Source organism: Colwellia sp. E150_009, from assembly GCF_053543955.1.
The window spans coordinates 47,710-61,604 of record NZ_JBHFOM010000023.1 but is presented as its reverse complement, the minus strand read 5'-3'; the positions used below and the strand labels follow the sequence as shown (position 1 = coordinate 61,604).

At 34.6% G+C, this 13,895-nt stretch carries 14 protein-coding genes, 1 tRNA gene and 1 pseudogene; 9 read left to right on the top strand and 7 right to left on the bottom strand.

The features are described from left to right. Positions 1–103 precede the first annotated feature (103 nt). Positions 104–265, bottom strand: a pseudogene (locus ACE1OF_RS11645) (transposase); the annotation flags it as partial. A gap of 317 nt (positions 266–582) precedes the next feature. Between ACE1OF_RS11645 and ACE1OF_RS11640 the strand changes: the two are divergent. From ACE1OF_RS11640 to ACE1OF_RS11620, 5 genes are all read left to right on the top strand, one after another. Next, on the top strand, positions 583–909 hold the full coding sequence (locus tag ACE1OF_RS11640; RefSeq protein WP_448894628.1) for a hypothetical protein: 327 nt from the start codon (positions 583–585) through the stop codon (positions 907–909). Further along, positions 909–2,549, top strand: a complete 1,641-nt coding sequence (locus ACE1OF_RS11635; protein ID WP_448894627.1) for a PepSY-associated TM helix domain-containing protein — start codon at positions 909–911, stop codon at positions 2,547–2,549. The genes ACE1OF_RS11640 and ACE1OF_RS11635 overlap by 1 nt, the downstream gene beginning before the upstream one ends. After that, positions 2,549–2,881, top strand: coding sequence for a DUF3325 domain-containing protein (locus ACE1OF_RS11630; protein WP_448894626.1), 333 nt, complete (start codon positions 2,549–2,551; stop codon positions 2,879–2,881). The genes ACE1OF_RS11635 and ACE1OF_RS11630 overlap by 1 nt, the downstream gene beginning before the upstream one ends. Positions 2,882–3,461: 580 nt before the next feature. Beyond that, complete coding sequence (gene nadA / locus ACE1OF_RS11625) at positions 3,462–4,520, top strand: quinolinate synthase NadA (RefSeq protein ID WP_448894625.1); 1,059 nt, start codon at positions 3,462–3,464, stop codon at positions 4,518–4,520. A gap of 136 nt (positions 4,521–4,656) precedes the next feature. Continuing rightward, positions 4,657–4,746 (top strand) — tRNA-Ser (locus ACE1OF_RS11620). 47 nt (positions 4,747–4,793) lie between these two features. Here the strand turns inward: ACE1OF_RS11620 and ACE1OF_RS11615 are convergent. Next, positions 4,794–5,312: a cysteine hydrolase family protein gene (locus ACE1OF_RS11615; RefSeq protein WP_448894624.1), complete on the bottom strand. Its 519-nt coding sequence runs from the start codon at positions 5,310–5,312 to the stop codon at positions 4,794–4,796. 118 nt (positions 5,313–5,430) lie between these two features. On the opposite strand from ACE1OF_RS11615, the gene ACE1OF_RS11610 reads away from it, so the two are divergent. Further along, positions 5,431–6,345, top strand: a complete 915-nt coding sequence (locus ACE1OF_RS11610; protein ID WP_448894623.1) for a GlxA family transcriptional regulator — start codon at positions 5,431–5,433, stop codon at positions 6,343–6,345. A gap of 150 nt (positions 6,346–6,495) precedes the next feature. Here the strand turns inward: ACE1OF_RS11610 and ACE1OF_RS11605 are convergent, their stop codons facing one another. Beyond that, positions 6,496–6,780 carry a DUF4242 domain-containing protein gene (locus tag ACE1OF_RS11605; protein WP_448894622.1) on the bottom strand — a complete coding sequence of 95 codons (285 nt, stop codon included), beginning with the start codon at positions 6,778–6,780 and terminating at the stop codon, positions 6,496–6,498. A 378-nt stretch (positions 6,781–7,158) separates the two neighbouring features. Between ACE1OF_RS11605 and ACE1OF_RS11600 the strand changes: the two genes are divergently transcribed. Next, positions 7,159–7,674 (top strand): DUF4124 domain-containing protein, encoded by a 516-nt coding sequence (locus ACE1OF_RS11600; RefSeq protein ID WP_448894621.1) that lies wholly within the window; start codon positions 7,159–7,161, stop codon positions 7,672–7,674. A gap of 113 nt (positions 7,675–7,787) precedes the next feature. On the opposite strand, the gene ACE1OF_RS11595 is transcribed toward ACE1OF_RS11600, so the two are convergent. Both ACE1OF_RS11595 and ACE1OF_RS11590 read right to left on the bottom strand, forming a co-directional pair. Further along, positions 7,788–8,102, bottom strand: coding sequence for a DMT family transporter (locus tag ACE1OF_RS11595; protein WP_448894620.1), 315 nt, complete (start codon positions 8,100–8,102; stop codon positions 7,788–7,790). A gap of 137 nt (positions 8,103–8,239) precedes the next feature. Then, complete coding sequence (locus ACE1OF_RS11590) at positions 8,240–8,827, bottom strand: TetR/AcrR family transcriptional regulator (protein WP_448894619.1); 588 nt, start codon at positions 8,825–8,827, stop codon at positions 8,240–8,242. Positions 8,828–9,028: 201 nt separating this feature from the next. On the opposite strand from ACE1OF_RS11590, the gene yghU reads away from it, so the two are divergent. After that, positions 9,029–9,886: a glutathione-dependent disulfide-bond oxidoreductase gene (gene yghU / locus ACE1OF_RS11585; RefSeq protein ID WP_448894618.1), complete on the top strand. Its 858-nt coding sequence runs from the start codon at positions 9,029–9,031 to the stop codon at positions 9,884–9,886. A 45-nt stretch (positions 9,887–9,931) separates the two neighbouring features. Then, on the top strand, positions 9,932–10,576 hold the full coding sequence (locus ACE1OF_RS11580) for a DsbA family oxidoreductase (protein ID WP_448894617.1): 645 nt from the start codon (positions 9,932–9,934) through the stop codon (positions 10,574–10,576). Positions 10,577–10,790: 214 nt separating this feature from the next. Here the strand turns inward: ACE1OF_RS11580 and ACE1OF_RS11575 are convergent, their stop codons facing one another. Together ACE1OF_RS11575 and ACE1OF_RS11570 are read right to left on the bottom strand one after the other, a co-directional pair. Next, entirely contained in the window at positions 10,791–12,002 is a 1,212-nt protein-coding gene (locus tag ACE1OF_RS11575) for a substrate-binding periplasmic protein (RefSeq protein ID WP_448894616.1), read from the bottom strand. Then, positions 11,999–13,627, bottom strand: coding sequence for a methyl-accepting chemotaxis protein (locus ACE1OF_RS11570; RefSeq protein WP_448894615.1), 1,629 nt, complete (start codon positions 13,625–13,627; stop codon positions 11,999–12,001). The genes ACE1OF_RS11575 and ACE1OF_RS11570 overlap by 4 nt, the downstream gene beginning before the upstream one ends. Positions 13,628–13,895 lie beyond the last annotated feature (268 nt).

Here is a 13,895-nt window from a genome sequence, read left to right as displayed (position 1 = left end):
GCGTTATTGATTTTGACAAGGGAATGACCATTCTCTTCAATCAATGCCTTGCCTCTAAGCCTTTTAATTCTCGCTGAGTGGGAAAGAACTTAATCAACTTGGTATAAAACCACTGGATTAAGGTGATGCGACTACCATGAAAAAGCATGCCTGCGGTGACTGAGGTTTGCTTTTTACATTGCGTACATTCACACAAATGACGACTTTTAATTTCATAGCTATGGTCATTGCCACAGCTAGGGCAAATAAAGCCGTTTTGCCACTTACGTATAAAATTCAATAAAGATCAACAGCCCTTAGCCAATTTGAAAACTCTTTTATCTTCAAATCATGTGCTTTAGTGGTGGACGACACAACATAATGAAACTAATAGTATTAAGAGCCAACCTACGTGTTTTTTTTAATGGGATTAATCTTCTTGTTAAACAGGTTATCCTGTTTATTATTTAGTTGCTCGTGACTTACTTATATGCATCATATCATTCCATTAACTCATCAATAAATCGTAGTGATAATTATTTTTGTTTGTGTTAGTCTTTGGTTCTAAATAATTCAATTTTCAATACGTACATGGAATAAAAAGTGTTTAACGTAATAACAACAAGAAAGTTTACTAAATTTTATTTTACTAACCCTCGATGGTGGGTTTTCTCTCGTGTTATGGCTGCTATTTTTGCTGGCTATGCCTTAGCAACAACCAGCTCATTATTTTTTGGTCAATTATTATTGCAAAGTATGGGGGAGTATCAGGCTTTCCATATAGGTTTGCTCTTGAGCTTTCTTATCTATTCTTGTGGTGCTATGTGGGTTTTCTCGGTGTCTACCGCTAAAAAAGCATGGGGGGGATTGATTAGTTTGAATTTAATATTTATGGCGTTAACGTGGTTACTTATACAGGTGAATAGCTAATGAAAGGAAGCTTTAGACAATCAATGAAATGGTTGCATACCTGGGTAGGTTTAGTTGTAGGCTGGATATTAGTTTTCATGTTTATTACAGGCACGGCTGGGTACTTTGATGATGAAATTACCCGTTGGATGGAGCCTGAACGACCATTAACAGCAACACATATTGATAAAAGTAAATTATTAGATATTAGCCAGCATTATTTAGAAACACACGTGAAAAATGCAAAAGAATGGAGAGTTATTCTACCCAATAGTCGTGATGCTAATCTTAAAGTAATGTGGCAAGAACAGCCAGAAGAAGGAAAAAGGTTTGGTAAATTTTCTACCAAAGTGCTTGATACTGATACTGGTTTAGCTATTGATAATTTAAGAGAGACTGCCGGTGGCCGTACTCTTTATAGAATGCATTATCGTTTACATTATATGCCGAGTATTGTTGCTTATTGGATCGTGGGCTTTTGTACCATGTTAATGCTGATTGCGGTAATTACAGGTGTTATTTTTCATAAAAAAATCTTTAGTGACTTTTTTACATTTCGAGCTAAAAAAGGACTGATTGGTTGGCTTGATATTCATAATGTATTAAGTGTTACAGCTATACCCTTTCATTTTATGATCACATACAGTGGGTTAATATTTTTTCTGACCACTTATATGATATTAAGTGTAAATATTGGAATAACTGAAACTCAAAAAGATAAATATTTTAATGAGGTGTTTCCAAGAACGGTTGAAGTAGAGAAGTCTGATGACTACCAACCACTTGCCTCATTATCTGATATGTATGCTAAAAGCCATAAATATTGGCAGGAAGATACTTTAGCTTATGTTAAAGTTGAATACCCACTTGATAAAAATGCTCGGGTTAAGTTTACTCGTTGGAATACAGATTTGACCTATAATCCTGACGATGAGTTATTCTTTTCAGGAGAAACAGGAAAACTCTTAGATATAGCAGCTAAACAAGTAACTATGTCAGGTCAAATACATCGAGGCTTTATTTCTTTGCATGAAGGGTTGTTTGCTTCACCAATGGTTCGTTGGTTATATTTAATTATTGGTTTGATGGGGACAGGAATGATAGCTTCAGGCTTGATTTTATGGACCACAAAACGCAAGCCTAAACAAATGAAAAACATCAATGGTCCTGATTTTGGTTATCGGTTAGTTGAACAATTAAATATTGGTACAATTGTTGGTTTTCCTATTGCGGTAGCGATGTACTTTTGGGCGAATAGACTTTTACCCGTAGAGATGGAAAATCGCGCTGAATGGGAAATACATTGTTTGTTTATTATTTGGGCGCTACTGCTTATTTACCCCGCCTTTAGAAGCGGGCTTGTTGCTTGGTTTGAGCAGTTAAAGATAGCGGCTTTTGTTTTTTGTTTTATTCCAGTGCTCAATTATATTACCACTGATAAACATTTAGGTATTAGCTTACCACTAAGAGATTGGAATTATGCGGGCTTTGATTTAGTGATGCTAGTCATAGGTGTTGCTTTTGCGTTTACAGCATATAAAGTTAAAAAGCACATACCTGTTGAGCAAAAAAGTCATGCAAAGCTTACCAAAACTGATACGAATACAAATGTAACAGTAAAGCCTATTTCAACCTTGGCAGTAACAAAGGAAACCAGTTAATGATTTTATTAATGAGCCTGTGTTTTGTTAGTATGAGCTTGTTTTGCTTAGCTATGGATAAACACAGAAAACAAATACTTTCACCTAAATTTATTAACGTTCAATTACCAAATATACTGGTTCTTTCTTTTAAACCTTTAGCTTGGTTGATGCTATTAATAACGTTAACTATCAGTGTTGAGCAATATGGATGGTCGATTGGGCCAGCTGTTTTTTTTGGCGCGCTGAGTGGCTGTTTACTACCATTAATTTTATTACTAACGTACCGAGCAAACCTTATTATTTTAGTGTCTATACTTTTACCTATATTTTTGTTTGTTATGACGCTATGAAAATAAAAGGCTAGCCAGCAAAGTCACTGGCTAGCCTATCAGGGCTACTATTTTAATTATCTGATATTTATCCTAAACAACGCTAACATTCCTTCAGTAAATCCTTCCCACCTACTGAAATCATAATAAGCTTCGCTTTAAGCACAGTTCGTAAATGAGGTTTTTTTCTAATAAACCAATAATGTCAATAGTTGTTATTAGTAATATTATTGTTGTTAATCAGATAAAATACTTTTATTTTTTTTGTTTATCTAATCATTTTGGATAAATGATTTAGCCGTTATTAAAGGCTTGTGGGTATTGGTACGTTAATACTTAAAAGAAAGGAGAATAAGAGAAGTGTTTTATTTTGAGGAATAGGAAAATGATTCTAAAATTGATGATTTAAATGATGTCATAACTTTTAGCATAAAATGTAGATAAGATTAGGTAATGACAAAACTTAATTTTATTGTTGCAAACCAAGTATAAGCATTGTTCACTTCTTTCTATCAACTCAAATCACTACACATTCCAAAGCGGTTCCCTTATAATTACCGTGTTTAAAGATATTTACACTTGAAATATACCGAGAAATAAAATGAGCCAATCGAATGCCGCTGTTGATTTTGATTTTCAATTTCCAGCTAAGCCAGCATTATTAACTAATAATGAAAAAGCACAGTACATAGCTAAAATTAAAGCCCTGTTAATTGAAAAAAATGCTGTGTTAGTAGCTCATTATTATACTGATCCCGAAATTCAAGCGCTTGCCGAAGAAACTGGCGGTTGTGTAGCTGACTCTTTGGAGATGGCACGTTTTGGTAATCAACATCCTGCCGATACATTAATTGTTGCGGGCGTTAAATTTATGGGGGAAACAGCCAAAATTTTAACACCAGAAAAAACAGTATTAATGCCGGAACTTGAGGCTACTTGCTCACTAGATTTAGGCTGTCCAGTTGAAGAATTTACTGCTTTTTGTGATCAACATCCAGAGCATACGGTAGTGGTTTATGCTAATACTTCTGCTGCTGTTAAAGCACGCGCAGACTGGGTAGTTACTTCAAGTATTGCCCTAGAAATTGTAGAAATGCTAGAAAGCGAAGGCAAGCCTATTTTATGGGGGCCAGATCGTCATTTAGGCGCGTATATTGAAAAAGAAACAGGCGCAGAAATGCTAATGTGGCAGGGCGCTTGTATTGTTCATGATGAGTTTAAAGCACAAGCCCTACGTGATTTAAAAATTCAATACCCTGACGCTGCAGTATTAGTTCACCCTGAATCACCTGCTAATGTTGTAGCCCTTGCAGACGCGGTTGGCTCAACAAGTCAACTGATTAAAGCTAGCCAAGAAATGCCTAACCAACACTTTATTGTGGCAACTGACCAAGGCATTTTTTACAAAATGGAACAAGCCAGCCCTAACAAAACTTTTATAGCCGCCCCAACAGGTGGTAATGGTGCTACTTGTCGAAGTTGTGCTAATTGTCCTTGGATGGCAATGAATGGCTTAAAATCAATAGCAGATGCGTTAGAAAACCCTTTGGGCAAAGAGATCTCTGTTGACGAAACTTTAGCAAAAAAAGCCTTAATACCGCTGCATAGAATGTTAAATTTTGCGGCAGAAAACAAACTTAAAGTAAAAGGTAATGCGTAGTTAACCTGAACTCGGCTTATCTTATGATAGTTAATTGAATAAAGTTTCTACAGTCATTCATTTATATTGAGTTATTAAAGGGTTCCACTTGCGTGTTAGTTTCTTTTTCTCTACTATAGCGCGGTTAAAAAATATTGGTGAGCTGGCTGAGTGGCTGAAGGCGCACGCCTGGAAAGTGTGTTTAGGTTTATCCCTAACGAGAGTTCGAATCTCTCGCTCACCGCCATATTTTAAGAAAACCGTTAATTGAAAAGTTAACGGTTTTTTTTTATGTTAAAGCATTTCCTCAATAGTCACTAATGGTATTCGAGTTGATAAAGCATTTAGTGCAATATTATGAATCATTTCATCTATGGTTGTGCAGCAATCCGTTAAAATTGAGACTTTATATTTTTCAGCTGCTTTAGATATTGCAGTATGTGTTACGCAATTTTGAGTCATCATACCGCATATCAATAATTCATCAACTTGTATATCTGAAAGTGTTTTATCTAACGTTGTTTTTTCAAAACTGTCTGCAAATGATTTTATTACTACTTTAGGAAATGGTGATATTTCCATAATTAAAGGATGAATTTTAACACCTTCACTCCCTTTATTAAAAAATGGTGCTTTTCCTTTAGTTGAGTCAGCTATATGTTGAATATAAATTACAGTAATATCTTTTGCATTAGCTTTTTCAATCGCTACTTTAATATTATTGAGTGTTTTTTTTGTATTCCAAAGTGGATATTTACCTCCAGGAAAATAGTCGTTTTGCGGATCGATAATAAGCAGTGCTTTCTTATTCATTTAACTCTCCATTAATTTACAGGTTTATTTTGAATAATTATCGTAAACTTGTAATATAGCTGCTAGTGTCTAAAATGACACAAAACAAGTCAAAAACTACAAAAGTATATTTTAATCAATGAAAAAAATTTCGATTGGTATTTGTTATTATCCTAATGCTTTAAAATCAGCTATCTATGGGTTAGAAGAAATGTTTGTCATGGCGAATAGGTTTTGTAAAGCGCAAGGAATAGAATTTGAACCTATTATATTCAAGACGACAAATAATCTCACACCAAAATTTTCTGTTATTTTATTGCCACCTAGTGTTCAAAGTGATTATTATCTTAAGCCCCAAAGTATTTTAATTGAATGGCTTATAGTACAACATGCCAACGGAACTATTATTGCGTCAGCCTGTGGTGGTGGTTTTATTCTAGCAGCGACAAAGTTGATGAAAACTAGATCTATCACCACACACTGGAATTTATCAGAACTGTTTAAAAAGCAGTTTCCTCATATTTCACTCAATACTAGTGAAATTTTAATTGATCACGGTGATGTTATTAGTGCAGGAGGAATGATGTCTTGGCTAGATTTAGGTTTTGAATTAGTGGCTAAATATTCATCGTTAAATGTGATGAGGCAACTTGGTAAGGCACTTGTCGTAGATACAGCACAAAGGGAACAGCGTTTTTATCAGCAATTCAATCCGTCCTATTTACATGGGGATCATCCCATTATTACCATTCAACAAACAATGAATATTGGGTATATGAAACTTATATCAATTCAAGAATTAGCGAAGCAAGCTAATCTTACTGAACGCACTATGCAACGTCGGTTCTTAAAAGCAACAGGTTACAATCCAAACCAATATTTACAACGTTTAAGAATTCAAAAGGCGTGTGATTTACTAGAGAATTCACAGTATTCATTTGATTGGATCGCTAAACAAGTAGGGTATGAAGACACAGGTGCATGTCGCAAGGTATTCAATAAAACGATGGGTTTAACACCCAAAGAATTTCGAATCAGGTTTGCTAGAAACTAAATTATCTACACTTTATAGTCAAAAAATCAAAGATTTTGATTGCTATCGCTTCGCTCAGCTGTAAATAAAAATCTTATTTTTGACTGTTTTTAGGATTAATCTAATTACTTTTAAATGCAATGCATGCCCACCAATGAGCCTTATTATGTTTTAAGTTTCTGCTGTTACGGGATCAATCATTTTCCGAACTTCGGTTACCTTTGTGGCAGGAAAGCCGCTACGTTCAGCGTGTTCTTGAATGTATGCCTCATTATCGGAAATGTAAATACAGAATGTCTTATTGCCAGCGACATAGGAATGTTCCCATTGAATATTTTTCTGCTCTGATTTCATTTCGGCTAAGATGCTATTAGATTTTTTCGCGGCTTCACGCAGAGCTTCACGTTCGGCTGAGCCGATTTCTGGAATGTCGCGTTCGATTACATATCTTGGCATGGTAGTTCCCCTTTGTATTATGGATTTTTTTATTGCTTAACGAGTTGTAGGATTACTTTTTATATTATTTTTTAATGAAATTACTTTAACTGTATTATTTTTTTTTATCAATCCAAAACATTCACGTTTTTGCCAAATGTTCTCGGGTTGGTTGTGGTGCTTTTAACAGCGTTATTTCAACAAGCCAAAACATTTTTCATACTTGCTCGAATATCGTGACTTGTTAGCCATTTACGGTACAGTGTACATCAATTCAAATTATGCTTTTTTCTCTTTTTTTCTGTGGTATTGTTTTAAAATTCAATTATCAAAAGGCAAAAGAATTAGAACTTTCAAAAGCCTAATACTGAATTCAATTTACCTTATAAATTTTAAAAAATGATGAAGACTTTTATTTATATAATATCGCTAGTGCTCGCGCTTGCAGTACTGGGGCTGTTTGTTATTAAACAGCCTAATGGCGAACCTTGGCTTTCAATAGATGCTTTTTCACCTGGTACAATAGATATTAAGGAAAAAGTTAACCTAGTAACAGGTAAACTTAACAACGTTTATAAAAACATTACATCGCAAGAAAGTGATGATATAAAAGTTTACCGCTGGAAGGATGCAGATGGAAATTGGAGTTATTCAGATAAACCCAATGAAATGAGCAATAGTCAAGAATTAATCCTAAACCCTGATGATGTAATGGTGATACCGTCGTTTGATGCTAGTACTATAAATCAGCCAGAATCTAAGACGGATAAAAGCAAGGCCAAAGCATCACCAAGCAATGAATCTAACTCACCGAGTAAAGTGTTAGATGTGTTTAAAGAAGCAAACAATGTGCAGAAAATAATGGATGATAGGCAACAAACGTTGTCAAAAGCCATTGAAGAAAGCTCTGGTTAATTATGCTACCATCTTCGGCTGAAATAGGTGTCATCGATGCAATTAATTTTTTAATGTGTTTTATCAAGCATATATACTTCAAGCTATTGGTTATATTGTTGTTTGTTAAAGTATTAGTTAGATATTTTTAAACCAAGCACACCAGCAAAAATCAAACAAAAGTAAAATAATTGTTGAAATGAAAGCGGTTGCTCAAAAAAATAATGATTGATGATTGAAATGGATGACGCGCCTATTGCTAACCAAACCAGATAAGCATGGCTAATAGGAATGTCTTTTATTGCTATTGAAAACAACACTAGGCTTAGTGTCATTGATAAAACAGCCAATAAAACATAAGGGATATTTGTAAAAGAGTTAGATTTTTGAATACCAACTAACCAGCCAGCTTCTAAAATTCCAGCAAGAAATAAGATAAACCAACTCATGTAAACACCCTATTAAATATAGGGGTCGTCCCCTGAAAAAATAGAGTGGTGAGGTCGTCCCCACATCGATACTGATTTAATACCGTTGAACCTTAGCAAAGAAAATTTAAAAAGTGAAATTACTTTATTCTCATTTTTTAATTGAAGGGGTAATGAACAAAAATATTGTCAATCATTGTTTCCAATTTACTTTTTTCATTACTTATTTTGGCAAAGGTTCGCAATCCTGCAATTTGAATTTGAACATGTATGGCAAGATCTTTACTATTTTTGTCTTTGTTGATTTCTCCCATGGCTTGGCCTTGTTTAATTAGCTTTATAAATTCACTCGCTATTTCGTTCATGTAAGTTTTTGTTGTATCAATTAAATCTTGATTGTCTTCGGTTAGCTCGCTAATTGTTTTAGATAACATGCACATACCGTTAGGTGAATCCTTTGCGGTATCGACAACTTGAATTTTTATAAATGCCTTCAATACTTCTGTAGGCGATTTATATTTAGCTTTTAGGTTTTCAAGTTGTGTAAGTGCTATATCGGCATAGTTTCTTAATGCTTCTTTAAATAATCCATCTTTGCTACCAAATGCGGCATAAATACTACCAGGGCGCATATCTATTTCAGTTTGTAAATTACGCATTGATGTCGCATGAAACCCTTTTTTCCAATAAAGATTGGTTGCTTTATCTATTACCTTTTGGCGATCAAATTTCGCTGGTTTGGCCATGGTATTACCTTTAAAAAGCATTCTTTGAACAATCGTTCAATTATAGGGAGTTCTTCTTTTAACGTAAAGATAAAACATTTGAACGATCGCTCAAATTAATATTGAGCGTTCGTTCAATTTTATATATAGTTCACTTCTATTTGAGAGAAGCTTGTATTATTTTTAGTTAGACTTTGGTAAATATGCATAGGAGTTATGAATATGAAAAATCAATATGAACCACCTGAAGTATGGACTCACGACGCGGAAAATGGCGGGAAGTGGGCGAGTATAAATCGTCCTATTTCAGGGGCTACGCATGAGAAAACTTTACCCGTTGGCAAACATGCTCTTCAGCTTTATTCCATGGGCACGCCTAATGGTCAAAAAGTTACCATTATGTTGGAAGAGTTATTAGCGTTAGGTAAAGACGCTGAGTACGATGCTCATATGATAAAAATTGCGGAAGGTGAACAATTCTCTTCAGGTTTTGTTGCTATTAACCCTAATTCAAAAATTCCCGCATTAGTGGATCGATCAATTGACGACACTGCGGCCATTTTTGAGTCTGGCTCTATACTTGTTTATCTTGCTGAAAAGTTTGGCACGTTATTGCCAAAAGACGGATTTAAACGTGTAGAGGTGCTTAATTGGTTATTTTGGTTGCACGGTTCGGCACCCTACTTAGGTGGTGGTTTTGGTCACTTCTATGCGTATGCACCCGAAAAATTTGAGTATCCAATCAATCGCTTTACTATGGAAATCAAACGTCAATTAGATTTATTAAATAAGCAATTCGAAAAGAATGAGTTTATTGCTGGCGATGAATTAAGTATTGCTGATATTGCTGTATGGCCTTGGTATGGGAATCTAGTTTTGGGTAATCTTTACGATGCAAAAGACTTCCTCAATGTAAATGAGTATGAGCACGTGCAACGGTGGGCGAAAGCCATGTTAGCTCGTCCTGCGGTTCAACGAGGTGCGATTGTTAATCGAACTTGGGGTAATGAGTGGGAACAACTTGAAAATCGTCATAGTGCTGAAGATATTGATAAAATTTTAGCGTTAAAGCCTGAGTAGTAAGCTATTTATTGTGCACAATAGTTAAGTTTTAAAGGATTCAATATGAGTGAAAAAATTAAATTAGACATCATTTCAGATGTTGTTTGCCCATGGTGTATTGTGGGTTATACGCATTTAGCTGCGGCTATCGCCGAGTTAGGCTTGCAAGATAAAGTAGAAATTGAATGGCAACCTTTTGAACTTAACCCTGATATGCCTGCTGAAGGTGAAGAGTTACGCACCCATGTGGCGAGAAAATATGGTTCATCGAAAGCGGATAGTGATCGTGCAAGAGAAACGATTACACAAGCGGGTGCTCAGTATGGTTTTAACTTTAACTATTTTGATGGTATGAAAATCGTCAATACTTTTGATGCGCATTTGTTACTTGATTATGCATATCAAATAGGTAAGCAAACGGAACTTAAAATGCGCTTGTTTTCTGCCTTCTTCACAGAGCGCAAAGACGTATCTGATAGAAATGTACTGATTAAAGAAGCTGAAACCGTTGGCATCAGCGAAGCACAGTCACACGCTGTATTTGCAGACGACGCACTCAAAAGTAGAGTGAAATCGTCAATTTCACAATGGCAACAAATGGGGGTAAGTGGTGTACCTACGGTAGTATTTAACCGCGAAAGTGCGCTTACGGGTGCTCAACCCCAAGAAACATTCAAGCAAGTGCTGCAGGAATTAACAGCGTGCTAGATGTGATTTTGCATCCCACATTTGCTGAAGAAAACACGGCAGGAATCGTGAATAAAATAATTCCTGCCAGTAAATGCCCCTGATTCACCTTCCTTTAACAGTGCAAAGATTTGGGATTCCGTAAATCGTTTGTTTTTCATCATTATTTTCCGTTGCTTTTAGTGTAACGGATGCTTTTAGTGTAACGGAAAATTTTATTAAATCGATTCTGATTTTACGGGAGGGTTACAGGAGCATTATGAAGTACTCTTTTTATATTGACGCCAAAAGTCACAATTCTTGCTGGGAGCATCGATTTAGGAAGAGGGAAGCTAATTTGACTTTGGTAAGTTTGAGTTGATTGATCATATAATATATCGCTTATATGTATCTCATTAGCTCCATGAGGATTAATGAATTTTGGCTCATCTCCTTGGTATAAGTCTGTTGTCGCTTGGCTTACGGCAAGGGTATAACCATCAGAATCCATCACTAAAATTTCAGTAATAGTGCTGTTAGAGTTGTTTTGTAAATCAGCCAAAAATTTACTTAGTTTAGAATTAATTATAAAGTTGTACAAACCTCCTTGCTCGCCGTTAACTTCGGCATCCCATCTATGATCTAGAGTTTCATAAGCATTTTTAATTAGTTCATCTTTTAGTAAGGTAACTGGGTGCAAATGTAAATAATTTGCCACTTTTGTAAAGTAGTCTTCTGAATAGGTTTTTAATAACTGTTTTTCGTTGTTTGTTAACCGATGAGATATAGGCGCACAAACAAAAATGAATTGGTTGAATTGATCAATTAAATTTGGGTGGTTGGCTAATATTTTATTTGAAAAAACTAAGTGCTCTGATTCATACCGAATAAATAGCCAATGACTTTCTACCGATGCTAAAGTATTTTGAAAATATTTACTTGTATTTATTAAGTTCTTGTCAAAAATAAACGCATCAACTCTTCCCATTTTAAACATATCGAATAATTGTTTTTGTGTACTAACAAGTACATTAATTTCATAATTATTTTCAATAAGCCAAAAGTGTTCAGGGCTTCCTCTTACCGTGCCAATTAACTTTTTATTTGAAATTAACTGAGCGTTATTTATTTTGAAGTTTGACAACCAGTACCATTTTCTAATGGAAACGGGCAAAGTTTTATTATCGTTTTCATTATCTGAATAATTAACAGGAAATACACCATCAATCGTATTTTTTTGTAATTCAACTAATGCTCTTTCTAAGGGATATATAGCAAAAGAAACATCTACGTTGAGTTTATTGAATATACACTCCATTGTATTTATGGACAGACCTTTTACGGTATTATTCTTTACCTGTAAATACGGTGGAGAGCTATAAGTACCAATAAAAAATTTGGAATGTTCATTGGCTGAAACATTGGTAGTTATTATAAGTGCTAGCGCCAATAATATTAAATTTTTCACTCCACTTTAAACCTATCAACACCATCTTTAATATTTTGTGCTAATAATTGTATTTGACTAGAGGTATCATTTGTATCTAAAGATATTTCTTTTGTGACTATTATTTGTTCATTTAAGTCATGTAAATTTCGATTGATTTCGTCAGTAACTGCTGTTTGTTCTTCTGTGGCTGTTGCCGTTTGAATTGACATGTCGCTAACGGTAGTCACACTAGTTAAAATGTTTTCCAACGATAGCTCTGTATCTTTAGATAGCTCAACTGTGCTTGCTACCTTACTAAAGCCATCATCTATTTGTTTTACAACCTTGCTCACCCCAAACTGTAATGATTCAATCATTCCTTGAATACTGTCGGTTGACTCTTGTGTTTTTTGAGCAAGTGAGCGTACTTCATCAGCAACAACAGCAAAACCACGGCCTTGATCGCCAGCCCTAGCAGCTTCAATTGCAGCATTTAATGCTAATAAATTAGTTTGATCAGCAATCCCTCTGATAACATCCAATACACCTGAAATATTGAGAGAGTCTTCTGATAATTTTTTTGTTCCAGTAGAGGCATCTTCAATTGTAGAATAAAGTTGTTCTATTTGAGTAACTGATTCTCCTATTTTGGTTACTCCTTCTTCAGAAAATTGCATAGCATTTTTAGTTTCCTCTGCTGTTCTAAGTGCTATATTTGCTAACTCTTTTGTCGACATACTCATTTCATGTACAGCACTAACAATCATGTCTGACGCTGTATTTTGGGATTCCGCTACGTGTTGTCCTTTTTTAGCAGATGTTTTTAATATATCACTACTAGACGATAACTGGGTAACATCATGTCTGATGTCTAAAATCAGCCCTTTTAAGCTATCAATAAACATATTAAATGCTTTACCAAGCTCTCCAATTTCATCATTTTGTTTTGTTATAATTTTATTTGTTAAATCACCACCGCCAGAGGTTATATCGTTGATACCATCTTTGATCTCGTTCAATCTTTTTATTAATAGTCTTTGGCTAAGTAGCGAAGAGATTATTGTTAAAACAATAATAACTAATGCAATAGCCATTGTTACCGCTTTAAAGTGACGGTTTGCTTCTTCAATTTCTGCTTTTAATAACCCTGCTTTTTTAAATGCACTTTCACCTGCTTGGTCATATAGTTCTCTTAAGGTTGAAAAAAGTTTTTTTGAGTCGCCATTTGCCATAGCTATTGCATCGTTATTATTACCATTATTTTTCATCAAAATAACTTTTTTAACTTCATCAAACCAACGCTGGTAACGACTATCAAAACTATTTAAGGAGTTGAGAACATCAGGATAGTCTTTCATTAATTCTCTATATTTATTAAAACGCTCTTTCGCTTGCTTAGCATTTTCATGTATATCATCAATGAAGGTTGTTGAGGCAGAGGTAGAATTTACCAGTTGTATTTCTGCAACCCTTGCCTGATATAAGTCTCTGTCGGCGTTTAATACGGCATTTATTGCAGGCATAAATTTTTCAGGGAACACATTCGCATTAGTTTCTAGCTTGCTTGTTAATAGGAAATTAGCGTATGTAACTGCGATTAGGGCAATTAGGGCAATAGCTAAAGGAATAGAATATTTTATTTTTATACTGAGGTTGTTAAACATATACAATTGATTTCTAGGTAAATATATTAATAATTATTAGCTTGTTTATCTCTATAAAGCAATAATTTTTGACAATTATCAAAATTAATTAAACGATTAAGATAAATGTCAGGTTACTTGAACTAGAATACCCATATACAAGAAAGGTTAAGTTTTTTGTAAGTATTTGATTTTTATTTTTTTTGTTGATGGGAGATTACATGACTTTATTTTAATTTAAATTTTTTGATTAGATTAATTGTCAATGATGAATTACCCGCCTTTGAAC

Excerpts from the sequence above, each read along its gene's own strand:
- ACE1OF_RS11605 (WP_448894622.1), bottom strand. The coding sequence starts at position 6,780 with ATGCCAAGATATGTAATCGAACGCGACATTCCAGAAATCGGCTCAGCC.
- ACE1OF_RS11635 (WP_448894627.1), top strand. The coding sequence starts at position 909 with ATGAAAGGAAGCTTTAGACAATCAATGAAATGGTTGCATACCTGGGTA.
- ACE1OF_RS11600 (WP_448894621.1), top strand. The coding sequence starts at position 7,159 with ATGATGAAGACTTTTATTTATATAATATCGCTAGTGCTCGCGCTTGCA.
- ACE1OF_RS11590 (WP_448894619.1), bottom strand. The coding sequence starts at position 8,827 with ATGGCCAAACCAGCGAAATTTGATCGCCAAAAGGTAATAGATAAAGCA.
- nadA (WP_448894625.1), top strand. The coding sequence starts at position 3,462 with ATGAGCCAATCGAATGCCGCTGTTGATTTTGATTTTCAATTTCCAGCT.
- ACE1OF_RS11570 (WP_448894615.1), bottom strand. The coding sequence starts at position 13,627 with ATGTTTAACAACCTCAGTATAAAAATAAAATATTCTATTCCTTTAGCT.
- ACE1OF_RS11580 (WP_448894617.1), top strand. The coding sequence starts at position 9,932 with ATGAGTGAAAAAATTAAATTAGACATCATTTCAGATGTTGTTTGCCCA.
- ACE1OF_RS11630 (WP_448894626.1), top strand. The coding sequence starts at position 2,549 with ATGATTTTATTAATGAGCCTGTGTTTTGTTAGTATGAGCTTGTTTTGC.
- yghU (WP_448894618.1), top strand. The coding sequence starts at position 9,029 with ATGAAAAATCAATATGAACCACCTGAAGTATGGACTCACGACGCGGAA.
- ACE1OF_RS11610 (WP_448894623.1), top strand. The coding sequence starts at position 5,431 with ATGAAAAAAATTTCGATTGGTATTTGTTATTATCCTAATGCTTTAAAA.
- ACE1OF_RS11595 (WP_448894620.1), bottom strand. The coding sequence starts at position 8,102 with ATGAGTTGGTTTATCTTATTTCTTGCTGGAATTTTAGAAGCTGGCTGG.
- ACE1OF_RS11615 (WP_448894624.1), bottom strand. The coding sequence starts at position 5,312 with ATGAATAAGAAAGCACTGCTTATTATCGATCCGCAAAACGACTATTTT.